Origin of the sequence: Streptomyces sp. NPDC002588, from assembly GCF_040295925.1 — a bacterium.
Classification (GTDB): domain Bacteria; phylum Actinomycetota; class Actinomycetes; order Streptomycetales; family Streptomycetaceae; genus Streptomyces.
Window position 1 is genome coordinate 133,187 of sequence record NZ_JBEOWF010000016.1, and the last position, 21,511, is coordinate 154,697.

Below are 21,511 nucleotides of genomic sequence, written 5' to 3' on the forward strand. Positions count from 1 at the left end.
CTCAGCAGCGGAAGACCTGGAGTGCCGCCGGAGAGTGGGCCGCCGAGGATCTCGACGGCCGGTGACGGGGATCGGGCGGGCGGACCGGTTGGCGGTCGGCCGCGGGATCCAGCGCCAGCAGCGCGCGCTCGGGCTCCGGAGGGGCGGAGGCGGCGCAGGCGGTGGCGCGGTGGCGGTCGCGGGAGCGCAGCGGGTCCGCGGGACCGCCGACCGGAAGGCCGCAGTCGCGGGCCGTGACGTACTCGTCGCGCAGGGTCTTGCCGGAGGGGTGGGTTTTGGGCTGGCCCTTGGCCTCGACCTGACGCACCGTGTGCGCGGATGCGAAGGGGGGCGCGGGTGCGAAGAACGGGAGGGCGAGCAGGACGGCGGCGAGGAGCGCGAGCGCGGTCCTGGCCGTCGTACCTCGGAACATGTGCCCCCCTCCCGGCCGTTCGCACATCTAGTCCAGACCAATGGTTGGTCAATGACTGGTCAAGAAACACGTTAACCCTGCAAAGTTGTTTGCAGGGTTAACTCGACGTTTCGGGAAGAAGTGCGCCTCAAAAGCGAGGGGTATGTGGCGTGAACCGACTCTTGACCGGACCGAGGGAGATCCTTTAACGGGCCTCGACGAGCCGCCCGGCGTCCCGGGCCAGTGCGGTGAGCCGGGAGATCGCCCGGAAGTACTTCTTGCGGTAGCCGCCGTTCAGCATCTCCTCGCTGAACAGCCGGTCGAAGGGGAGCCCGGAGGCCAGCACCGGGACCTCGCGGTCGTAGAGCCGGTCGGCCAGGACGACGAGCCTGAGGGCCGTCGACTGGTCGGGAACCGGCTGCACGTCCGTCAGACAGACCGCCTTCAGGCCGTCGGTGAGCGCTCCGTAGCGGCTGGGGTGGACCTTGGCGAGGTGGTCAAGCAGGTGCGGGAAGTCGTCGAGCGAGGCACCCGGGGTGGCGTACGCCGCCTTGGTCACCTCCTCCTCGGAGAACGGCGCCGGCGCCTCGGGCAGACCGCGGTGGCGGTAGTCCTCGCCGTCGATGCGCAGTGCGCGGAAGTGCGCCGACAGGCCCTGGATCTCGCGCAGGAAGTCGGCCGCCGCGAACCGGCCCTCGCCAAGCTTGCCGGGCAGGGTGTTGGAGGTGGCGGCGAGCGCGACACCCGCCTCCACCAGCCGGCCGAGCAGGGTCGAGACGAGGACGGTGTCGCCCGGGTCGTCCAGTTCGAACTCGTCGATGCACAGCAGCCGGTGGCCGGAGAGGGTCTGGACCGTCTTCTGGAAGCCGAGGGCGCCGACCAGATTGGTCAGCTCGACGAACGTGCCGAACGCCTTCAGCGCGGGCTCCGCCGGCGTGGCGTGCCACAGGGAGGCGAGGAGGTGCGTCTTGCCGACGCCGTAGCCGCCGTCCAGATAGACCCCGCGCGGACCCGCCGGGACCCTGGGCGCCTTCGCCCGGCCGAAGCCGAGGAAGCCCCGCCTGGCCCCGCCCACCGCGTGCGCTCCGCCGAGCCCGCCCGCGAAACCCTCCAGCACGGCGACGGCCTCGGTCTGGCTGGGCTGGTTCGGGTCCGGGAGGTAGGTGCTGAAGCGCACCGAGTCGAAGCGCGGCGGCGGCACCATCTCGGCGACCAGCCGGTCCGCGGGGACGTACGGTTCACGGGCGCACAGGGACGGCGGGGCCGCGTCGGCTATCTCGTCGACATGGGCGGCGGGGGTGGAGGACGACACGGTTCCCCATGCTAATGCGCGTGCCAGACTGCACGGCATGCGACGGCTGTTCCCTGTGACCGACCAGACACCGGCGACGACCCCGGCTGACCGGGAGTGGAGCCTCGACGAGCTCGCCGAGGCCTACGCCTACCCCGAGCCCGTGCCCGGGGGGCCGCGGCCCTGGCTGCGGGCCAACATGGTCTCCACGCTCGACGGCGCCGCCCAGCACGACGGGCGCTCCCAGCCCATCTCCACCGCCACCGACATGCGGATCTTCGGCACACTGCGGGGACTCGCGGACGTGGTGATCGCCGGTGCGGAAACGGTACGGCAGGAGGGGTACCGGCCCGCACGCGTGCGTGCGGAGTTCACCGCGCGCCGGGAGGCGGCCGGTCAGGGGCCCGCCCCCGCCATCGCGGTGGTCACCGCCAGTCTCGACCTGGACTTCTCGCTGCCGCTGTTCACCTCGCCGCTGGTGCCGACGCTGGTGCTGACCGGCGCCGCGGCCGCACCCGACAAGGTGGCCGCCGCCGAGAAGGCGGGCGCGCGGGTGGTGATCGCGGGTGACGGCACGGGGGTGGATCCCGCTCGGGCCGTACGGGCACTCGCCGAACTGGGGCACACCCGGCTGCTGACCGAGGGCGGTCCCCGGCTGCTGGGTCAGTTCGTCTCCTCCGGGGTACTGGACGAACTCTGTCTGACCGTCTCGCCGATGCTCACCGCGGGGGACGCGCAGCGGATCGCGGGCGGCCCGGCGGTCGAGGTGCCGCGGCGGTTCGCACTGGTGTCCCTGTTGGAGGAGGAGGGATTCCTGTTCGGACGCTACCGACGGTCCTGAAACAGCGGAGTAGACCGTTCCGCTTGACTTCCGATGGGCACACTAGAACTCGCAGTCCCCGTGACAGCACGGGGCAGGATGGTTTCCGCAGAAGGGGCGCCCGGTGTTCACCAGCGTTTTGATGATCGAGAAGGCCCTGACGTCGGCCGACGTCGAGTTCGTCACGACCCTGCACGGGGACGAGGCGGTCTCCTTCCACGTACTGCTCCAGCCGCGCGGCGACCAGGCCGACCGGCTGCTGCGGGCCATCGACGACGTCGCCCTCGGCGAACTCGACGAGGCGACGCGGGAGCGGGAGACACCGGAGGGGGAGGAGGCCAAGGGGTTCGGCGAAAGAGCCCTCGAGGTCTCCCTCCAGGCACTGCACGCGGCGGGCAACGAGGCGGCGGGGCGGCTGGTGGAGGACCATCCGCTGGACGCGCTGAAGTCCTTGGTGGGCGAGGTGGGGGCGGACGAGGTGATCGTCCTCACCGATCCGCACTACGTGGAGGAGTTCTTCCACCGGGACTGGGCGTCGCGGGCGCGGCACAAGGTGGGCGTGCCGGTGCTGAAGCTGTTCTCGCACAGCAAGGCGTGAGGGCGTTCCACAGGGCGACGACGACCGCAGTGGGGGGCGGATAGGGTTCGGGATGACCGACCACGTCCGCCGTACCACCCAGGAGACACACATGGCACCCGGCCTCCCTACCGCCATGGACCGACCGCACTTCATCGGCATCGGCGGCGCCGGGATGTCGGGGATCGCGAAGATCCTCGCCCAGCGCGGGGCGAAGGTGGCGGGCAGTGACGCCAAGGAGTCGGAGACCGCCGCCGCGCTGCGGGCGCTGGGCGTCACCGTGCACATCGGGCACGCGGCGGAGCATCTCGCCGACGACGCGAGCTGTGTCGTCGTGTCGTCGGCGATCCGGCAGGACAACCCGGAGCTCGCCCGCGCGGCCGAGCTCGGGATCCCCGTCGTGCACCGGTCGGACGCCCTCGCCGCGCTGATGGCCGGGCTGCGCCCGATCGCGGTCGCCGGCACCCACGGCAAGACGACCACCACCTCCATGCTCGCGGTGTCGCTCTCGGCGCTGGGACGGCGGCCCTCGTACGCCATCGGCGGCGACCTGGACGCCCCCGGCTCCAACGCGCTGCACGGCGACGGCGAGATCTTCGTCGCCGAGGCGGACGAATCGGACCGCAGCTTCCACAAGTACGCCCCCGAGGTCGCGATCGTCCTCAACGTGGAGCTGGACCACCACGCCAACTACGCGTCGATGGAAGAGATCTACGAGTCGTTCGAGACCTTCGCGGGGAGGATCGTGCCCGGCGGCACGCTGGTGATCTCCGCCGACCACGAGGGCGCCCGCGAGCTGACCCGCCGGGTCGAGGGCGTGCGGGTGGTGACGTACGGCGAGGCCGAGGACGCGGACGTACGGGTGCTGTCCGTCGTGCCCCAGGGGCTGAAGAGCCAGGTCACCGTGGTCCTGGACGGCCAGGAGATCGTCTTCGCCGTCTCCGTGCCCGGCCGGCACTACGCGCTCAACGCCGTCGCCGCGCTCACCGCCGGCGTGGCCCTCGGGGTCCCGGCCGCCGAACTCGCCCCCGCGCTCGCCGCGTACACCGGCGTCAAGCGCCGCCTCCAGCTCAAGGGCGAGGCGGCGGGAGTCCAGGTGATCGACTCCTACGCCCACCACCCCACCGAGATGACCGCCGACCTGGAGGCGATGCGGGGGGCGGCCGGCGACGCCCGCATCCTCGTCGTCTTCCAGCCGCACCTGTTCTCCCGCACACAGGAGCTCGGCAAGGAGATGGGCGAGTCCCTCACCCTGGCCGACGCCTCCGTCGTCCTCGACATCTACCCGGCCCGCGAGGACCCTCTCCCGGGAGTGACGAGCGCGCTGATCATCGACGCGGCCCGGGCGGCCGGCGCGGACGTGACGGCCGTCCACGACAAGGACGAGGTGCCCGAGGCCGTGGCGGGAATGGCGAAGGCCGGTGATCTCGTTCTCACCATGGGCGCGGGCGACGTGACCGACCTGGGCCCGCGGATCCTGGACCGTCTTTCCCAGTGACTTCGCCAGTGACTTTCCCAGTGAGGGGCTGAGGACCATGTCGTACGACGTCGAGAAGCCGGACGAGCAGTGGCGGGCGGAGCTGAACCCGGCCGAGTACGCCGTGCTGCGGCAGGCCGCGACCGAGCCCGCCTTCACCGGCGAGTACACCGACACCAAGACCAAGGGCGTCTACTCCTGCCGGGCCTGTGGTGCCGAACTGTTCACCTCCGACACCAAGTTCGACTCGCACTGCGGCTGGCCGTCCTTCTTCGACCCCAAGGACACCGACGCGGTGGAGCTGATCGAGGACCGGACGCACGGGATGGTGCGCACCGAGGTGCGGTGCGCCCGCTGCGGCTCGCACCTCGGCCACGTCTTCGCAGGCGAGGGCTATCCCACCCCGACGGACCAGCGGTACTGCATCAACAGCATCTCGCTGCGGCTGGAGCCCGCCGAGGGCTGAGCCGCCCTCACAGCTGTTCGCGCTGCACCAGCGCGGACAGCACCAGCATCCCCGGCAGCAGGGGCAGCCAGACCGTCAGCGTGCGGTAGCCGATGACGGTCGCCGTGGCCAGCGGGAGCGGGGCGCCGTAGCCGGCCAGGGCGATGACCAGGGCCGCGTCCACCGGGCCGATGCCGCCCGGGGCGGGGACGGCGCCGGCCGCGGTGCTCGCCGCCAGGAACGCGAAGAGCAGCTCCGGCCAGGACAGGGGCAGGTCCAGGGCCTTGCCCACCGAGGCGACCACACAGGCCTGGATCAGGGGCGCCGCGAGCGCGCCGCCCCAGAGCGGGAGGAAGCGGCCGGGGCGGGTGTGCAGGTGCCGGGCGTCGGTGAGGGCCGAACGGACGAAGTCCACGGCCGGCCGGCGCAGCGGGCGGACCAGGACCGCCAGGACGGCGGCCGCGGTGGGCGCCAGCACGATGCCCGCCGCGGCCAGGAGCAGGGTGCGGCCGTCCGGGAGGAGCGCGGCGACCGGCGCGGTGAACAGGAAAGCGAGCACAAGAGGTGTCTTCGCCAGCGCTCTGACCAGGGAGTACAGGGCGATCGACGCGGTGGCGCGGGGCAGTGGGATGCCCTGGCGCCGGAGGAAGCGGACCGTGACCGCGTGGGCGCCGATGCTGGCGGGCAGGACGTGGTTCGCGGCGCCCGCGGCGATCTGCGAGGCCACCAGGAGGCCGGGCGGCAGCCGGTCCGGGATCGCGCCCTGGCGGACACAGGCCGCCGCGACCGCGCCGAGGTAGGTGAAGAACAGCCCGGCCAGCAGCCACCACAGGTCGGCACCGGCCAGCCGGGCGATGCCGTCCCGGACGGCGTGCCAGTCGACCGCCGCCCACACCCCGAGATACAGCACGGGGAGCAGGCTCACGGCGTGGCGGGCGGTGGCGGCGGTCAGGGGGCGGCGGGTGGCCGCACGCGGGGGCGGGGCGGGGTGCTCGAACGGGGTGTCGGCAGTGGTGTCGGGCGGGGTGGCGGCAGTGGTGTCGAGCGGCAGCAGGGTCACGGCACACGTCGTCCTTCCGCGTCACGTCCGCGAGCGGTGCGGTGTGACGGATCAGGCCCCGGGCGGGGAGGAGGGGAACGCGGGGAGAACTTCCCCTCCGGTGTGACGGTGCGGTGTCCGGAAGCCGACGGTGCGCGGGCGGAGGGGCGACCGTGGCGGTGCGGCTGTGAGAGTTCTGCCCCCGCACGGCAGCGCTCACCCCGGAAGGGGGAGGGTCACCGTGAACACCGTCGCTCCCTGCTCCGTGCCCAGCTCCAGGGTGCCGCCGTGGGCCCGGACCAGGGATCGGGCCACCGAGAGGCCGAGGCCGCTGCCGCCGCGGTCCCGGCTGCGGGCCTTGTCGACGCGGTAGAAGCGGTCGAAGACCCGGTCGCGGTCGCCGGGCGGGATGCCGGTGCCCTGGTCGGTGACCCGCACGCGGGCCGTGGCGGGCGACGCGGACACCTCGACGGTCACCGGGGTGCCGGGCGGGGTGTGCACGGCCGCGTTGGTGAGGAGGTTGTCCAGGACCTGGCGGATGCGGTGCGGGTCCATGCGCAGGGGTACGGCCGCGGGCGCCGGGGCCACCGTCAGCGGGTGGCCGGGGTGGCTCGCCCGGAACGCGTCGGCCGCCTGCTCGGCCAGGGCCACCAGATCGGCGTCCTCCCGGCGCAGCGGTGTCTCCACCTCCGCCGCGTCCAGCCGGGCCAGCATCAGGAGGTCGTCGAGCAGGACGCCCATGCGGGCGGCCTCGGCGCGCAGCCGGGCCAGGTGCTTGTCGCGTTCCTCGGGGGCGTTGGCGGCCGCGTACTGGAAGAGGTCGGCGTAGCCGCGGACCGACATCAGCGGGGTGCGCAGCTCGTGCGAGGCGTCCGCGACGAAGCGGCGCAGCCGCTGCTCGGCCTCGGCGCGGACGGCGAGGGAGTCGTCGATGTGCTCCAGCATGGTGTTGAAGGCCGTGCGCAACTCCTCCACCTCCGGGCCGCCGCCCGGGCGGTCCGCGCGCAGCGGGAGCCGGGACGCCGATTCGGTGAGGTCGTGGGAGGCGATGCCGTGCGCGGTGTGCGCCATGTCGCTCAGCGGTTTCAGCCCGCGCCGCAGCATCGCCCGCCCGAACACCACCAGGGCGAGCAGCGCCAGGCCGAAGGCGACGACCTGGACGGTGATCAGCTGCCGGACGGTGTCCTCGATGTCGTCCATCGGGGCGCCGCTGACCAGGACCACCCCGGGTTCGACCTCGCAGGCGCGCAGCCGGTACTCGCCGTCGCTCCCGAGATGCTCGGTGCGCAGGACCTCGGTGCCCGCGGCGGTCTGCGCCCTGGCCAGGGTGGTGAGGTCGGCGATGTCCTCGGGCACGTCCGCCGAGTCCTCGGGTTTGCGCAGCACCGGCGTGCCGTCGGCCTTCACGTCGTACACGGCGTAGTACCAGCGGTAGTACTTCTTGCCCTGCAGCGAGCCGGAGTCCGCGATGCTCTTGGACTGGGCGACCTGGGCGAGTTTCAACTGGTCGTTGAGCTGAGCCGACAGATAGTCCCGCATGTACGTGGTCAGGGCGGTGCCGACGACCGCGAAGACCACCAGGGCCAGTGCACCCAGGCCCAGCGCGAGCCGGGTGCCGAGCCGCATGCCGCGGTAGGTCCCCCAGAGCCTGCCGATCACTCCGCCGCCTGCCGGATCGTGTAGCCGAAGCCCCGTACCGTCTGGATCAGCGGATCGTCGCCCGTCGCGTCGAGCTTGCGGCGCAGCCGGCTGACGACCAGTTCGACGACGTTGGAGCGCCCGCCGAAGCCGTACTCCCACACATGGTCGAGGATCTGGGCCTTGGTCAGCACGGTCGGTGACTTGCGCATCAGGTAGCGCAGCACCTCGTACTCGGTCGGGGTGAGGGTGAGGAGCTTCCCGGCCCGGCGTACCTCGCGGGTGTCCTCGTCCATGGTGAGGTCCGCGACCCGCAGCACCGAGCGCTGGAAGGCGGGTCCCGCGCTGCGCCGCAGCACGGTCCGCAGCCGGGCCATCAGCTCCTCCACCGCGAAGGGTTTCACCAGGTAGTCGTCCCCGCCGCGGGTCAGCCCCGCCACCCGGTCCGCGACCCCGTCCCGGGCCGTGAGGAACACCACCGGCACCATCGCCCCGGACTGCCGGAGCCGGTCGAGCACGCCGAAACCGTCGATGTCGGGCAGCATCAGGTCGAGCACCACGATGTCCGGACGGAAGTCGGCGGCCCGCCGCAGCGCCTCCTCACCCGAGTTCGCGGTGACCGCGTCCCAGCCCTCGTAGCGGGCGACCGTCGCCACGAGATCGGCGATCGGCGGGTCGTCGTCCACGACGAGGAGTCGTACTTTTTCCACCCGCTCATACTGCGGCACACGGCTCCCGGCGCCAGACGCGCGTCTCGTGCGCGCGGAGATCGATAACCTCTTGAAAGTTGTACGACAGGAAATCGACAGCACAGCACGGACAAGCTCTGTGTTCTGAGGACCCGATCTAGGAGTTTCCGTCCGTGACGACCGTCCAATCGCCTCCCGTACCCCCCACGGCGATACGTCCCAAAGTAGTGGCCCGCACGGGCCTGTACGCCGTGCTGGCCGTGAACGCGGCCGTCGTGACCCTCTTCGCAGTCCAGGCCGGCTTCGCCTCCAACGCGCTCGTCGTGATCGGCCGGTTCGCCGGTCTCTACGGCGCGCTGCTGATGGCGTTCCAGCTGCTCCTGGTGGCCCGGCTGCCCTGGCTGGACCGCCGTATCGGCATGGACCGGCTGACCAACTGGCACCGCTGGACCGGCTTCGGCCTGCTGTGGACGCTGGTCGGGCATGTGGTGTTCATCACCTTCGGCTATGCAGAATTCTCGGCGGCCTCGTCGACGAACCCGGTCGGCCAGCTCGTCGACCTCGCCGAGACCGTCGAGGGCGTGCTGCGCGCCGCCGTCGCCATGGTGCTGATCCTGGTCGTCGGCGGTGTCTCCGCCCGCTGGGCCCGCCGCCGGCTCGCCTACGAGACCTGGCACTTCATCCACCTGTACACCTACGTCGCCGTGGTGCTGGCCTTCACCCACCAGGTCGCCGTCGGCACGACGTTCACCGCCTCGTCCGCCGCCACGGCGTACTGGTACGGCGTGTGGGGCGTCGCCCTCGGCTCGGTGCTCCTGGGCCGGCTCGTGCTGCCGCTGTGGCGGAACTGGCGTCACCAGCTGCGTGTCGAGGCGGTCGTCCCCGAGTCGGACAACGTCGTCTCCGTCCACATCACCGGCCGTGACCTGGACCGGCTGCCCGCGAGGGCCGGCCAGTTCTTCCTGTGGCGGTTCCTGACGAAGGACCGCTGGTGGCAGGCGAACCCCTTCTCCCTGTCCGCCGCCCCCGACGGCACCCGCCTGCGCCTCACCGCGAAGGCCGCCGGCGACGGCTCGGCCGGACTGCGCCACATCAAGCCCGGCACCCGCGTCTTCGCCGAGGGCCCCTACGGCGCCTTCACCGCGATGCACCGCACCCGGCCGGAGTCCCTGCTCATCGCCGGCGGCGTCGGCGTCACGCCCATCCGGGCGCTGCTGGAGGAGATCCACGGGCACGCGGTGGTCGTCTACCGGGTGGCCGGCGAGCGCGACGCCGTCCTCTACGACGAGCTGCGCGAGCTGGCCGTCGCCAAGGGCGCCGAACTCCACCTGGTGACCGGACCGCCCGTGCCGGACCGGCTGGCGCCGCGTGAACTCGCCGCGCTGGTCCCGGACATCGCGGAGCGGGACGTGTTCCTGTGCGGGCCGCCGCCGATGATGAACGCGGTCCTCGGCACCCTGCGCGAGCTGGCCGTACCCAGGACGCAGATCCACTTCGAACGCTTCAGCCTGGCGGGTTGAGAGACACGAGGAAAACACCGTGAAGCGAGCAATACCTGTCCTGGTCCTGTCCGTGGCGGGCCTGATCCCGGTCTGGCGCTACGAGCCGTCGACCGGTACGACGTCCACCACCACGGAAGCCGTCTCGACTCCGTCCGCCGCCGCCTCCTCCTCGGGGTCGACCACCTTCACCGGTACGACCGTGAACACGGAGAAGGGCGACGTCCAGGTCCAGGTGACCTTCGGCGGGGACAAGATCACGGCCGTGAGGATGCTGAAACAGCCGGACCATCCGCAGACGACGGCCGCGGTGCCGAAGCTGATCGCGGAGACGCTTCAGGCGCAGAGCGCGGACATCGACACGGTGTCCGGTGCGACCATTACGAGTGACGGCTACAAGGAGTCCCTCCAGGCCGCGATCGACGCAAAGGGCGCCTGACATGCACAGGGTCGAGCACATCATGGGCTTCCCGGTGTCGCTGCGCATCGACGACGCACTGGTTCCCGAAGGAGCCGCGGACGCCGTCTTCGCGTGGCTGCGGGAGGCCGACGAGCGGTTCAGCCCGTTCAGGGCGGACAGCGAGGTGTCCCGGCTGGACCGGGGCGAGCTGTCCGCCGGGGACGTGAGCGCCGACCTCGCCGAGGTGCTCGACCTGTGCGAGGAGTACCGCGTCGCCACCGGCGGCGCCTTCGACGTACGGCTGCCCGGCCGGGGCCTGGACCCCTGCGCCGTCGTCAAGGGCTGGTCGGTGCAGCGGGCGGCCGGGCTGCTGTCCGGAGCCGGGCTCACCCGCTTCTGCCTCAACGCGGGCGGTGACGTGGTGGTCTCGGGCGGCCCCTGGCGGGTCGGCGTACGGCACCCCTTCCTCGCCGACAAGCTGTGCGCGGTTCTCGACCTCACCGACGCCGCGGTCGCCACCTCCGCGCGCTACGAGCGCGGCGACCACATCCTCGACGGCCGCACCGGCCGCCCGGCCACCGGCCTCGACAGCCTCACCGTCGTCGCCCCGACCCTGACCCTCGCCGACACCGTCGCCACGGCCGCGTTCGCCCTGGGCGCGGAGGGCGTGGAGTGGGCGGCGGGCCGGGCGGACTGCGAGGTGTTCGCGGTGGTCGCCGGGGGCGGTGTGCTGCGTACCCCGGGTTTCCCGACGGCGGTGGAGCGCCCGGCGGCGTGACCCGGATCGGGCACGACAGCGCCCCCGGCCGATCACACGGCCGGGGGCGCTTCCCGTTGTCGTACGTCAGCCGACGTCGGAGGCGTCCAGTCGGTACAGGCCGCTGTAGTCGGAGACCGCCGTGCCGTTCTTCTTGACCCAGGTGGAGATCTCGGAGTTCGAGGATCCCTGGCCGCTGTCACCGATCACGATGTAGTGCAGCTTGCCCGACTTCACCAGGCTCTTCAGCTTGGCCAGGGTCATCGCGTCGTCGCTGCCGGACCAGCCGCCCATGGAGATGACCGGCTGACCGGACTCCAGGATGATCGAGGAGGCCGTCTGGTCGGTGGCCACGGCCACCAGCCAGGTGGCGCCGTCCTGGTGCTTCTTCAGGTAGGTGATCATCGCGGACGAGACCTGGGTGCCGCCGCCCATGCCGCCGCCACCGCCACCGGCCTGGCTCTCGGTGCTGTCGGACTCGGTCGTGCCGGACTCGGTCGTGCCGGACTCGCCGGTGGAGGACGAACCGCTGCCCGTCGGGGGCTGGCCCGTCGACCGACTGCCGGTGCCGCCCGGGCCGCCCGCGCCGCTCGGACGCTGGCCGCCGCCCATGCCACCCATGCCGCCCCCGGTGCTGGGGCCGGCCGTCGGGTTGGTGCCGTTGGTGCTCGAGGTCGCCGCCGAGACCGAGTACGCGGCGGGACCGGCGAGCAGGGCCACCACCGCGGCCAGCGCCGCGACGCCCATCAGACGGTGCCGCTTGGTGAAGCGGCCGATCAGCAGGCCGGCGACGGACAGGGTGCCCGCGGCGGCCACCACGGCCTCCGCGACCGTGTAGAGCGTGCCGGAGTCGGAGACCCGCTGGAGCAGGACGACCGCCCAGACCGTGCTGACCGCGATCGCGGAGGGCAGCACCCAGACCCTCCCCCACTCTCGGCTTCGCTCGAGCGGGGGGACCCCCACGGCTGCCGAGCCTTCACGGAAGGCCTTGTACAGAGTGACCCCGCCCGCGCCGGCCAGCGCCGCGATCCCGGGAGCCATGGCGGTGACGTAGTACGGGTGGAAGGTGCCCTCGGCGAGGGCGAAGGTCAGGTAGTGCAGGACGAACCAGCCGCCCCAGAGCATGAGCGCCGCGCGCCTGGCGTCGGTGCGGGGAGCGCGGCCGCGCAGGACCAGGCCGGCCACCAGGGCGATCGTCGCGAAGGGGATCAGCCAGGAGATCTGGCCGCCCATGATCTCGTTGAACATGCGGTACAGGCCCGCCTCGCCGCCGAAGCTGGCGCCGTTGCCTGCGGAGCCCACCGAGGAACTCGCCCCGAAGATCCGGCCGAAGCCGTTGTAGCCGATGACCAGGTCCCAGACCGTGTTGTCGGTGGAGCCGCCGATGTAGGGGCGGGAGGAGGCCGGGATCAGGTCGACGACCACCATCCACCAGGCGCTGGAGGCGACCAGCGCGACCGTGCCGACGGCCAGGTTGCGGATCCGGCGGCCCAGGCTGCCCTTGGCGGCCCACAGGTAGACCAGGAAGAACGCGGGCAGGACGACGTACGCCTGCATCATCTTCGTGTTGAACGCGAAGCCGATGGCGACGCCGGACCACACCAGCGGCATCGTCCGGCCGGTGCGCACGGCCTTCAGCAGGGCGGCCGCGCCCAGCAGCATCAGGAAGACGAGGACCGGGTCCGGGTTGGTGTCACGGGTGATGGCGACCGTGATCGGGGTCAGGGTGAGGGTGAGCGCGGCGATCGTCGCCGCGACCGGGCCGAAGTCCCGCTTGACCAGGCGGTACAGGAGGGCCACCGAGCCGACGCCGACGGCCACCATCGGCAGCATCAACTGCCAGGTGCCGTAGCCGAACACGCGGGCGGACAGGCCCATCACCCACAGGGCGAAGGGGGGTTTGTCGACAGTGATGAAGCTGCCGGCGTCCAGGGCGCCGAAGAAGAACGCCTTCCAGCTCTTGGTGCCGGAGTAGACGGCCGCGTCGTAGAAGGAGTTGCCGGTGATGGAGGAGAGGTTCCAGGCGTACAGGGCCGTGGCGAGCACCAGGATCGCCCAGAGGGCCGGGCGGGCCCAGCGCGGGTCTTCGGGTGCGCCGGTGAACAGACGCCGGGCGAGGTCGCTTCTGGAGGGCGGCGCGGCCCGGTGACGGGATCCGTCCTCCCGGGCGGGGGCGGGCGGCGGGGCGAGGGTCGTCATGACGCGTACTCCAGGTGGTGGTCCGCCCCGGTGGGCAGGACGGCGGCGGGGGACGGGGTGCGCGCGGCCGGCACCTGGGGGGTGCTCGTGCGGCGGGGGACGGCGGGGATCCGGGTGCGGCCGGTGAGGGTGGAGCGGAGCATCCGGCCCATGCCTCTCAGGTCGTCGAGGGCCGTGCGGACGATGTCGACCCGGCTGTCGGGGTCGTCGGTCCAGTCGACCGGGACCTCGTGGATGCGCAGCCGGTTGCGCTGGGCCAGGACCAGCAGTTCGGTGTCGAAGAACCAGGCGGTGTCCTCGATGTGCGGGGCGAGCGCCCGGAAGACGTCGGCGCGGACGGCCTTGAAGCCGCACTGCGCGTCCGAGAAGCGGGCGCCGAGACCGGCTTTGAGCAGGGTGTTGTAGGAGCGGGAGACGAATTCCCGCTTTCCGCCCCGCACCACGGCCGCCTGCCGGTGCAGCCGGCTGCCGATCGCGAGGTCGCTGTGGCCGGACAGGACCGGGGCGATCAGGGGGAGGAAGGCCTCCAGGCCGGTGGAGAGGTCGACGTCCATGTAGGCGACGACATCGGCGGTGGAGCGGGACCACACGTGCTTCAGGGCGCGGCCCCGGCCCTTCTCCTCCAGGCGCCGGGCGTGGACGTGCGGGAGCCGCAGGGTCAGGTCGGTCGCCACGCTCCAGGTGGCGTCCGTGCTGGCGTTGTCCGCGATCGTGATGCGGAACGCGAACGGGAAGGACTCTTCGAGATGTGCGTGGAGACGGCCGATGCTGTCGGCGAGGACGTGCGCCTCGTTGTACACCGGCACCACGATCTCGACCGACCGGCGCCGGACGCCTCCCGCGTTCGTTTCGTTCATGACCCTGACGATGGGCGCCGTATCTGGGGGATCCCTGAGCCGCTTCTGAGCGAAGGGTGAGAATCAGGAGACTCACAGGTCGCGCACAGTCCGGGTCGCTCGAGGTCTTGTCTCGCCCGCGAAAACGTCCGAAACGTAAGCGGTTTAGACTCTCCCCGCAACGGCCCCAAACTCGTCTGGTCGAGAGTGGGCGGAAACAGCCAGACCCGAAGGGTATTCGGCGTTTTGATACGGATAGATTCAGTCACCAAGCGGTACCCGGACGGCACGGTGGCGGTCGACCGGCTCTCCCTCGAGATCCCGGACCGGGCGATCACCGTTCTCGTCGGCCCCTCCGGATGCGGCAAGACGACCACGCTGCGGATGATCAACAGGATGGTGGAGCCCAGCGAGGGCACGATCTCCATCGACGGCAAGGACACCCGGCAGCAGCCGGTCAACACCCTGCGCCGGTCCATGGGTTACGTCATCCAGAACGCCGGTCTCTTCCAGCACCGTACGATCGTCGACAACATCGCCACCGTGCCCCGGCTGCTCGGCTGGAGCAAGGACAAGGCGCGGGCCAGGGCGCGGGAGTTGATGGAGCGCGTCGGGCTCGACGCCTCGCTCGCCAAGCGCTACCCCTATCAGCTCTCGGGCGGTCAGCAGCAGCGCGTAGGCGTGGCCCGGGCACTCGCCTCGGATCCGCCGGTGCTGCTGATGGACGAGCCGTTCTCGGCCGTGGACCCCGTCGTCCGCAAGGGACTGCAGGACGAACTCCTGCGCATCCAGGACGAGTTGGGCAAGACCATCGTCTTCGTCACGCACGACATCGACGAGGCCGTCAAGCTCGGCACCATGGTCGCCGTCCTGCGCACCGGCGGCAAGCTCGCCCAGTTCGCGCCGCCCGCCGAGCTGCTGTCGAACCCGGCCGACGCGTTCGTCGAGGACTTCCTCGGCGCCGACCGCGGCATCCGGCGCCTGTCCTTCTTCTCCGCGGCCGGCCTGGACCTCCTCACCGCGCCGATCGTCGCCGTCGACGCCACCGCCGAGCAGATCGCCGACCGCGGCGCGGACGTGTCCTACCTCCTCGTCACCGACCTCGAGGGCCGTCCCCTCGGCTGGGGCGAGCCGGACGCGCTGACCGCCGGCCGGATCGACCCGGCCCGACTGCTGCCGTACGGGCGGCCGTTCACCGCCGGACAGGACTCGCTGCGGGCCGCCCTGGACTGCGCCGTCCTGTCGCCCACCGGCTGGGCGGTCGCCGTGGACGGCGAGGGCCGCGCCACCGGCGTCGTCTCGCAGGCCACCATCGCCGAGGCGATCCGCGGCGCCCACGAGAACAGCGCGGGCGCCACCGGCGACGGCGAGAGCGCCGCGGGCGAGCCGAAGGCCCTGCGATGAACCGCTTCTTCGACATCCCCAGCGACCTCCAGCACGACTGGTTCGGCCTGATCGTGCTGCATCTGCGCGAGGCCCTGCTGCCGGTCCTGGGCGGTCTGGTGCTCGCGCTGCCGCTCGCCCAGCTGTGCGTGCGGCTGCGCTGGCTGTACCCGCCGGTGCTGTGGGTGACGACCGTGCTGTACGCGATCCCCTCGCTGGCCTTCTTCGTGGTCCTCATCGACTACACCGGCCAGACCGAGCTGACGGTCATGATCCCGCTGACCGTCTACACCCTGGTGGTGCTGGTCCCGGCGATCGTCGACGGCGTCCGCTCGGTGCCGCAGGAGACGCTCGCCGCCGCGACCGCGATGGGCTTCGGCCCCCTGCGCCGTTACGTCCAGGTCCAGTTGCCGATCGCGACTCCCGCGATCATCGCCGGGCTGCGGGTGGCGACGGTGTCGAGCATCAGCCTGGTGAGCGTCGGCATGCTGATCGGCAACCAGGGCGCGCTCGGCAACCTGCTGCACGACGCGCAGATCTACAACCGGCCCGAACTCGCCTGGAACTCCGTGCTCACCACCGCCGTCCTGGCGGTCCTGGTGGACGCGGCGCTGGTCGGCGTACGCCTCCTGCTGACCCCCTGGATGCCCAGCGGCTCGGGCGCCGCCCGTACCCGGAAGGCGGTCGAGGCCCGGTGAACGTCCTCAATTTCGTCAACGCCTTCTTCAGCGACAGCGCCCACTGGCACGGCTACGACGGCATCCCCACCCGGCTGTGGGAGCACCTCCAGTACTCGCTCGAGGCGCTCGCCATCGCCGCCCTGATCGGCCTGCCGATCGGCCTGGTAACCGGTCACTACGGCAAGGGCGGCAACACCCTCACCCTGATCGCCACCGCGGCCCGGGCCCTGCCCACCTTCGGTCTGCTGGTGCTCATCACCATCATCGTCGGCTTCAGCATGCTGCCCGTGATGATCCCGCTGGTCGTGCTCGCGGTCCCGCCGATCCTGGTCACCACCTACGAGGCGGTGCGCTCGGTGGACCCGTCGCCCGTGGACGCCGCCCGGGGCATCGGCATGGCGGAGCCCTGGATCCTGCTCCAGGTGGAACTCCCGGTCGCGCTGCCCGTCATCCTCGGCGGACTGCGCTCGGCGGCCATCCAGATCGTCTCCACGGCCACCATCGCCGCGTACGTCGGCCTCGGCGGCCTCGGCCGCTACATCGTCGACGGCCTCTACCAGCACGACTACGAGAAGGTCGTCGGCGGCGCCACCCTGGTGGCAGGCCTCGCCCTCGCGACCCTCGGAATCTTCTGGCTGGCGGCCCGCGCGGCGGTGTCGCCAGGGGTTCGGCGGGCCGGCTGACACGGATCCGCGGCCTCCGGACGAACCCGTGAAGGGCGCCCGGAGACCGCGGACCGGTGTGTGCTCAGCCCTCCGAGCGGGCCAGCGCCTGTTCCAGTACGACCAGCAGCGCGTCCCGCACCGAGCCGCGCTCACGGGCGTCGAAGACCAGCACCGGCACCCCGTCGGAGACGTCCAGCGCCCACCGGACCTCGTCCAGAGTGTGCGCCACCTCCCCGTCGAAGGCGTTCACCGCGACCGCGAACGGGATCCGCTTGTGCTCGAAGTAGTCCACGGCCGCGTAGCAGTCGTCGAGACGGCGGGTGTCGACGATGACGAGCCCGCCGACCGCCCCCTCGACGATGTCGTCCCACATGAAGCCGAACCGCTCCTGCCCGGGCGTGCCGAACAGGTACAGCTTCAGGGTCGGGTCGATGGTGAGACAGCCGAAGTCCATCGCGACCGTGGTCGTGGTCTTGCGCGGGGTGTGGCTGAGGTCGTCCACCCCCGCCGCCACTTCGGTGATGGCCGCCTCGGTGGTCAGCGGCTCGATCTCGGAGATCGCGCCGACCGCGGTGGTCTTGCCCACGCCGAAGCCGCCCGCGATCACCAGCTTCACCGGCAGCGGCGGCCGTGCGGCTGCCTGGCCCGCGGCGGGCCGGACGAGCGGTTCAGTCGGAGTCACGGAGTACCCCCCGGGAGTCTGGGATGGCCCTGAGGCCATCGATAACCCTGCGCAGGACGGACGAGTCATGGGTGACGCCGGAGTCGGGCACGTGGATCGACAGCTGCCCCGCCGCCCGCAGGTCCTCGGCGAGGACCCGCACCACGTTCAGGTGCAGCCTGAGCCGCGCCGCGATCTCCGCGATGGACTGCGGCACCCGGCAGGCGGCGACGATGTCGTGCTGCTCGAAGGAGAGCCGGTCGAGCGCGTCGATCCCGTCGGTGGTCGCCACCAACTGGGTCTCGACGGGCATCGTCCGGCCGGCCTGGGCCGCGCCCGCCCCCGCGACCCGGCCCGCGGTGACCAGGAAGGGCCGTACGGCGGGCGCGGGGCCGACCGGGCCGGCCGGGACCTCGCCCGGACCGCTCGGGCCTCGGCCATCCGCCATCGGTGGTGTTCGCTTCCTTTTGCGGTGGCCGACGCTCAGCGCGACCTGGTGGCGCCGACGCTGTTCTTCAGTTCCAGGACGAGCTGCGGGCTCAGCGCGGCGCCCGCCCGGTTGGCGAACACCGTCATCTCGTAGGCGATGTTGCCGAGCTTGGCCTCCTTGTCGGTGACCACGCCGAGGACGGCGCCGCTGCCGATCGCGGAGACCAGGACGTGACCGCCCTCCAGGTCGATGATGACCTTGTTCAGGCCGCCCAGACCGTAGTTGCCGGAGGCGCCCGCGGCCAGGCTGGTGATGCCGGAGACGATCGCCGCGAGCCGCTCGGAGTCGGCGTGCTCGCGCAGTTCGGACACCGCGATCAGCAGGCCGTCGGAGGACACCGCGATGGCGTCCACGACACCCGCGGTCTCGGTGGCGAAACGGTTGAGCAGCCAGGTGAAGTCGGCTGCGGCGGCCCGCAGGTCGGTCGGCGTGGCGTCTGAGGTGGGGGTCTCACCTGTCGACGTGCTCACTGCTCGGCTCCTTCCGGAAGGTGGTTCTGGTGGTGCGGGGGATTCCGGTGGTCGTCCGGGACCCTTTGGTCGTGCCGGTCGTGCGGGCTCGGTCTGTCAGCCGGGAGAGGGTGTGCGCCGGTGTCGCGGTGGGCGCGCTCCACGGCCGCCTCGAACTCCTCCAGCGCGCTGCGCACCGCGTCCGCGTCGGCGGGCCGGGCGGCCTGCCGTGCGGTCTGCGCGGAGGCGTCCACGGTGGTCCGCAGGGTCGCCCCGCGCACCCGGCGCCGCAGCGGACGCGGGCCGTCGCCGGCGGGGGGTTCGGCCGCGTGGGGCGCGGCACCGGACGGCGCGGGTCCGGCGGTACGGCCCCAGGGGTCCTGGCCGGCCGGACGGGTGCGGGCGGTCGGCTCAGCACCGCGCACGGGCAGCCCCGCCTCGCCGGTCCTGCCGTGGGCGGCGGGCACCGAGGGGGCGGCCGGGCGCTCGTACGGTGCCGGGTGGGCCGTGCGGTCGTCGGCGGCGGAGCCGGGCTGCGCCGAGGCGCTCTCCGGTGCCCGCGCGACCACGCCGTCGTACCGCGCCGGCTCGGGCGTACGGTCGTACGCTCCCGTTTCGCGCCGCGTGCCGTCGGCCGGGCGGACCGGGTCGGGTTCGGCCCAGGACGGCTGTTCGCGGCGGGGCACCCGGCGCGGGAGCGGGAACCCGTCGTCGTCGGCCCCGGGGGCCGGGGCGGGCGGAAGCGACGCCGCGGGCGACGGGCCGGCGGCGGGCGCCGACGGGGCAGGCAGAGAGGCCGCGGTGGCCGCGGACGGCATCACGCCCCCGCTGAGCGTGAGCAGCAGGGTGGACGGGATCCGGACCTCGGCCGTCACACCGCCGCCGGGCGTGCGGGAGAGGGTGACGTCGATGTTCCAGCGGCGGGCCAGCGCGCCGACCACGAACAGACCGAGCACCTTGGTCGGGACGAGGTCGAGGCGCTCGCGGCGCACCAGACGGGCGTTCTCCTCGGCGAGGCGATCGGCGCTCATCCCGAGGCCGTGGTCGGCGACGGTGATCGACGCGCCGTCCTCGGCGACGCCGACCCGTACCTCGACGGAACTGCCCTCGGGCGAGAACGACACCGCGTTCTCCAGGAGTTCGGCGATCATCAGCGTCAGGTCGCCGATGATGTCGGGCTCCACCATGGTCTCGGTGGCCGAGTGCAGCCGTACCCGCTGGAAGCCCTCGATCTGGCCGAGCGCGGCCCGGACGACGTTGGTCAGCTCGGTCGGCCCGGAGTCGAGGACGGTCTCGCGGATGCCGGCCAGCAGCATCAGGCTGTCGGCGTTGCGGCGCAGGCGGACCGCGATGTGGTCGATCGAGTAGAGGCGTTCCAGCAGCGCGGGGTCGGTCTCGCCGCGCTCCACCCAGTCGATCAGCGCCAACTGGCGGGTCGTCAGATTGGAGACGCGGCGGCCCACGTTGCCGAACATCTCGGCGACGTTGCGCCGGCTGAGCACCTGCCGCTCCAGCAGCGCGGCCGCGGTGGTCTGCACGTTGTTGAAGGCCTCGGCCAGCTCGCCGATCTCGTCGTCCGCGGTGACCGGCAGCTCGCGCAGTCGCGGCGAGCCGGTCTCCTCGGCGTCGTCGTCGGCGACCCGGGCGAGCTCGCGCCCGGCGACGTCGGCGACCTCCTGCGCGGCCCCGGTCAGCGCCAGCACCGGGCGGACCACGGAGCGCCGTACCAGGACGGCGAAGGCGATCCACAGGGCGAAGCCCAGCAGCGCCAGGTTGAGCAGGACGCCCGCCCGCCACTCGGCGCTGGACGCCGAGTCGTCGGCGTGGTCGGCGATCTGGCCGATCAGCGAGGTGGTGATCTTCAGCCGGTTCTTGGCCTGCGCGCCGTACTCGGGGTAGGAGTCGAGGGCCGTCCGGAACGCGGCACGGATCTCGGCCCTGGACCCCGCCTGCAACGCGCTGGGGTCGACGGCCAGTTCGGCGAAGTGCTGGCTGATCGAGGCCTGCGAGGAGTTGTGCTCGATGCCGCCGAACTCGTCGTCCTGCGCGGCGGACGCGAACCGGTCGAACCGCTCGGCCTGGTAGGCGAACAGCTCGTACTCGCCGACCGCGCCGGTGAACTCGATCAGCGCGTTGCTGTCGCCGGTGCGCGCGGAGAACACCCCGGTCTCGTAGGCGCCGTGGGCGGCGTCGGCGCGCAGCAGCGAGTCGAGCAGGTTGCCGGTGAAGGTGGTGGCCAGCGCCGAGTTCCGGTCCAGGCCCAGGCCGTCGATGAGGCCCTTGGAGGCGCCGGAGTACGCCGGGTCGATGTTGTCGGCGGGCAGATAGCCCTGCTCGATCGTGTCCCGCAGCCCGGACAGACCCTGGACCTCCCGGAGGGCCTGGGCCTCGGAGTCCGGCAGCCGGTCGCCGAAGGTGTCGACCACCTTCGTGACCTGGGCGTCCACCGTGAGCTGGGCCTGCCGGTAGGCGTCGGTCGAGGGTGTGCCGCCGTCGAAGGCCGCCTCGTGACGCACCGAGAGCAGGATCGCCTGCTGGTGCTCCGCCTGCAGGTCGGCGACCAGCCGGGCCACCTGGGCGCTGTCCCGTACCAGTTGGGCGGCTTCCTCGGCGCGGTTGGACTCCTGCACCAGGTCGACGATCAGGTACGCCAGCAGAAGGGCGATCACCGTCAGCGGGATACCGACCAGTACGTTGAGCTTGCGCTGGAAGGGCCACCGGTCTGCGAAGCCCCGCAGACCCCGGCGCACCGACGAGGGTGCCGAGGATGCCGACCGGGCGGGCGCGTCCACTTCGTTCGTGGACACCGGGCCTCCTTCAAAAGGTGTTGCGGGTGTGGCGGTGCACGCTTGTGGCCGAATGTGAGTGGAACGAGACCTTAGCGGACCCCCGCGCACCGCTTGGCCGACGCCAACTGCGGGCGAGACTATCGCTTCTTTGATCGGCCGAGCACGTCGCCCTACGTCAAGAATCCATTACGAAGCGCCCCCGAAAACTCCATAATGCGCTTCCAAATAGCACCCAAGTGACCATGAATCGAGTCCAATCGGTGACCGGACCGCTCTTGACTGACCGAGAAGTGGGTCGATTGGATCAGGCCAGAGTGTTTCAGTGACGCGTCGGCG

21 protein-coding genes are annotated in these 21,511 nt (G+C 72.0%); 10 read left to right on the plus strand and 11 right to left on the minus strand.

Going from position 1 to position 21,511, the window contains the following annotated elements; translation table 11 throughout:
• Nucleotide 1: 1 nt before the first annotated feature.
• Together ABT057_RS20180 and zapE are read right to left on the minus strand one after the other, a co-directional pair.
• Entirely contained in the window at nucleotides 2-412 is a 411-nt protein-coding gene (locus ABT057_RS20180) for a hypothetical protein (RefSeq protein WP_352344436.1), read from the minus strand.
• Nucleotides 413-596: 184 nt separating this feature from the next.
• Nucleotides 597-1,742, minus strand: a complete 1,146-nt coding sequence (zapE, locus tag ABT057_RS20185) for a cell division protein ZapE (protein WP_502973947.1) — start codon at nucleotides 1,740-1,742, stop codon at nucleotides 597-599.
• Between zapE and ABT057_RS20190 the strand changes: the two genes are divergently transcribed.
• From ABT057_RS20190 to msrB, 4 genes are all read left to right on the plus strand, one after another.
• On the plus strand, nucleotides 1,741-2,523 hold the full coding sequence (locus ABT057_RS20190; RefSeq protein WP_352344438.1) for a pyrimidine reductase family protein: 783 nt from the start codon (nucleotides 1,741-1,743) through the stop codon (nucleotides 2,521-2,523). The two genes, zapE and ABT057_RS20190, sit on opposite strands and share 2 nt — an antisense overlap.
• Before the next feature lie 103 nt (nucleotides 2,524-2,626).
• Entirely contained in the window at nucleotides 2,627-3,100 is a 474-nt protein-coding gene (locus ABT057_RS20195) for an indole-3-glycerol phosphate synthase (protein WP_352344439.1), read from the plus strand.
• A gap of 91 nt (nucleotides 3,101-3,191) precedes the next feature.
• Nucleotides 3,192-4,577, plus strand: coding sequence for a UDP-N-acetylmuramate--L-alanine ligase (murC, locus tag ABT057_RS20200; protein WP_352344440.1), 1,386 nt, complete (start codon nucleotides 3,192-3,194; stop codon nucleotides 4,575-4,577).
• 37 nt (nucleotides 4,578-4,614) lie between these two features.
• Nucleotides 4,615-5,022, plus strand: coding sequence for a peptide-methionine (R)-S-oxide reductase MsrB (gene msrB, locus ABT057_RS20205; RefSeq protein WP_352344441.1), 408 nt, complete (start codon nucleotides 4,615-4,617; stop codon nucleotides 5,020-5,022).
• A 7-nt stretch (nucleotides 5,023-5,029) separates the two neighbouring features.
• On the opposite strand, the gene ABT057_RS20210 is transcribed toward msrB, so the two are convergent.
• From ABT057_RS20210 to ABT057_RS20220, 3 genes are all read right to left on the minus strand, one after another.
• Nucleotides 5,030-6,061 carry a lysylphosphatidylglycerol synthase transmembrane domain-containing protein gene (locus ABT057_RS20210; protein ID WP_352344442.1) on the minus strand — a complete coding sequence of 344 codons (1,032 nt, stop codon included), beginning with the start codon at nucleotides 6,059-6,061 and terminating at the stop codon, nucleotides 5,030-5,032.
• Nucleotides 6,062-6,256: 195 nt separating this feature from the next.
• A complete protein-coding gene (locus ABT057_RS20215) occupies nucleotides 6,257-7,699 on the minus strand; it encodes a sensor histidine kinase (RefSeq protein WP_352344443.1) in 1,443 nt (480 codons plus the stop codon).
• Complete coding sequence (locus tag ABT057_RS20220) at nucleotides 7,696-8,388, minus strand: response regulator transcription factor (RefSeq protein WP_352344444.1); 693 nt, start codon at nucleotides 8,386-8,388, stop codon at nucleotides 7,696-7,698. The genes ABT057_RS20215 and ABT057_RS20220 overlap by 4 nt, the downstream gene beginning before the upstream one ends.
• A 152-nt stretch (nucleotides 8,389-8,540) precedes the next feature.
• Here ABT057_RS20220 and ABT057_RS20225 point away from each other — a divergent pair, with 152 nt between their 5' ends.
• The 3 genes from ABT057_RS20225 to ABT057_RS20235 are packed head-to-tail and all read left to right on the plus strand — an operon-like array spanning nucleotide 8,541 to nucleotide 11,044.
• The gene (locus tag ABT057_RS20225; RefSeq protein ID WP_352344445.1) at nucleotides 8,541-9,887 is read left to right on the plus strand and encodes a ferredoxin reductase family protein; all 1,347 of its coding nucleotides are present in this window, start codon (nucleotides 8,541-8,543) and stop codon (nucleotides 9,885-9,887) included.
• Nucleotides 9,888-9,906: 19 nt separating this feature from the next.
• Nucleotides 9,907-10,305 (plus strand): FMN-binding protein, encoded by a 399-nt coding sequence (locus ABT057_RS20230; protein ID WP_352344446.1) that lies wholly within the window; start codon nucleotides 9,907-9,909, stop codon nucleotides 10,303-10,305.
• 1 nt (nucleotide 10,306) lies between these two features.
• Nucleotides 10,307-11,044: an FAD:protein FMN transferase gene (locus tag ABT057_RS20235; protein ID WP_352344447.1), complete on the plus strand. Its 738-nt coding sequence runs from the start codon at nucleotides 10,307-10,309 to the stop codon at nucleotides 11,042-11,044.
• Nucleotides 11,045-11,110: 66 nt separating this feature from the next.
• Here ABT057_RS20235 and ABT057_RS20240 read toward each other — a convergent pair whose 3' ends face one another.
• Nucleotides 11,111-13,222, minus strand: coding sequence for an ArnT family glycosyltransferase (locus ABT057_RS20240; protein ID WP_352344448.1), 2,112 nt, complete (start codon nucleotides 13,220-13,222; stop codon nucleotides 11,111-11,113).
• A complete protein-coding gene (locus ABT057_RS20245; protein ID WP_352344449.1) occupies nucleotides 13,219-14,079 on the minus strand; it encodes a dolichyl-phosphate beta-glucosyltransferase in 861 nt (286 codons plus the stop codon). The genes ABT057_RS20240 and ABT057_RS20245 overlap by 4 nt, the downstream gene beginning before the upstream one ends.
• A 225-nt stretch (nucleotides 14,080-14,304) precedes the next feature.
• Between ABT057_RS20245 and ABT057_RS20250 the strand changes: the two genes are divergently transcribed.
• The 3 genes from ABT057_RS20250 to ABT057_RS20260 are packed head-to-tail and all read left to right on the plus strand — an operon-like array spanning nucleotide 14,305 to nucleotide 16,804.
• Nucleotides 14,305-15,462: an ABC transporter ATP-binding protein gene (locus ABT057_RS20250; RefSeq protein ID WP_352344450.1), complete on the plus strand. Its 1,158-nt coding sequence runs from the start codon at nucleotides 14,305-14,307 to the stop codon at nucleotides 15,460-15,462.
• Complete coding sequence (locus tag ABT057_RS20255) at nucleotides 15,459-16,139, plus strand: ABC transporter permease (RefSeq protein WP_352344451.1); 681 nt, start codon at nucleotides 15,459-15,461, stop codon at nucleotides 16,137-16,139. Before ABT057_RS20250 ends, ABT057_RS20255 begins: the two co-directional genes overlap by 4 nt.
• Nucleotides 16,136-16,804, plus strand: a complete 669-nt coding sequence (locus ABT057_RS20260) for an ABC transporter permease (RefSeq protein WP_352344452.1) — start codon at nucleotides 16,136-16,138, stop codon at nucleotides 16,802-16,804. The genes ABT057_RS20255 and ABT057_RS20260 overlap by 4 nt, the downstream gene beginning before the upstream one ends.
• A gap of 64 nt (nucleotides 16,805-16,868) precedes the next feature.
• On the opposite strand, the gene ABT057_RS20265 is transcribed toward ABT057_RS20260, so the two are convergent.
• From ABT057_RS20265 to ABT057_RS20280, 4 genes are read right to left on the minus strand one after another with little or no spacing between them, the layout of a single operon-like run.
• Nucleotides 16,869-17,468: a GTP-binding protein gene (locus tag ABT057_RS20265; RefSeq protein WP_352344453.1), complete on the minus strand. Its 600-nt coding sequence runs from the start codon at nucleotides 17,466-17,468 to the stop codon at nucleotides 16,869-16,871.
• A complete protein-coding gene (locus ABT057_RS20270; RefSeq protein WP_352344454.1) occupies nucleotides 17,455-17,895 on the minus strand; it encodes a DUF742 domain-containing protein in 441 nt (146 codons plus the stop codon). Before ABT057_RS20270 ends, ABT057_RS20265 begins: the two co-directional genes overlap by 14 nt.
• 35 nt (nucleotides 17,896-17,930) lie before the next feature.
• The gene (locus ABT057_RS20275) at nucleotides 17,931-18,407 is read right to left on the minus strand and encodes a roadblock/LC7 domain-containing protein (protein ID WP_352344455.1); all 477 of its coding nucleotides are present in this window, start codon (nucleotides 18,405-18,407) and stop codon (nucleotides 17,931-17,933) included.
• Entirely contained in the window at nucleotides 18,404-21,193 is a 2,790-nt protein-coding gene (locus ABT057_RS20280) for an ATP-binding protein (RefSeq protein WP_352344456.1), read from the minus strand. The genes ABT057_RS20275 and ABT057_RS20280 overlap by 4 nt, the downstream gene beginning before the upstream one ends.
• Nucleotides 21,194-21,511: the final 318 nt, after the last annotated feature.

Excerpts from the sequence above, each read along its gene's own strand:
- ABT057_RS20180 (WP_352344436.1), bottom strand. The coding sequence starts at position 412 with ATGTTCCGAGGTACGACGGCCAGGACCGCGCTCGCGCTCCTCGCCGCC.
- ABT057_RS20190 (WP_352344438.1), top strand. The coding sequence starts at position 1,741 with ATGCGACGGCTGTTCCCTGTGACCGACCAGACACCGGCGACGACCCCG.
- zapE (WP_502973947.1), bottom strand. The coding sequence starts at position 1,742 with ATGCCGTGCAGTCTGGCACGCGCATTAGCATGGGGAACCGTGTCGTCC.
- murC (WP_352344440.1), top strand. The coding sequence starts at position 3,192 with ATGGCACCCGGCCTCCCTACCGCCATGGACCGACCGCACTTCATCGGC.
- msrB (WP_352344441.1), top strand. The coding sequence starts at position 4,615 with ATGTCGTACGACGTCGAGAAGCCGGACGAGCAGTGGCGGGCGGAGCTG.
- ABT057_RS20235 (WP_352344447.1), top strand. The coding sequence starts at position 10,307 with ATGCACAGGGTCGAGCACATCATGGGCTTCCCGGTGTCGCTGCGCATC.
- ABT057_RS20240 (WP_352344448.1), bottom strand. The coding sequence starts at position 13,222 with ATGACGACCCTCGCCCCGCCGCCCGCCCCCGCCCGGGAGGACGGATCC.
- ABT057_RS20245 (WP_352344449.1), bottom strand. The coding sequence starts at position 14,079 with ATGAACGAAACGAACGCGGGAGGCGTCCGGCGCCGGTCGGTCGAGATC.
- ABT057_RS20255 (WP_352344451.1), top strand. The coding sequence starts at position 15,459 with ATGAACCGCTTCTTCGACATCCCCAGCGACCTCCAGCACGACTGGTTC.
- ABT057_RS20270 (WP_352344454.1), bottom strand. The coding sequence starts at position 17,895 with ATGGCGGATGGCCGAGGCCCGAGCGGTCCGGGCGAGGTCCCGGCCGGC.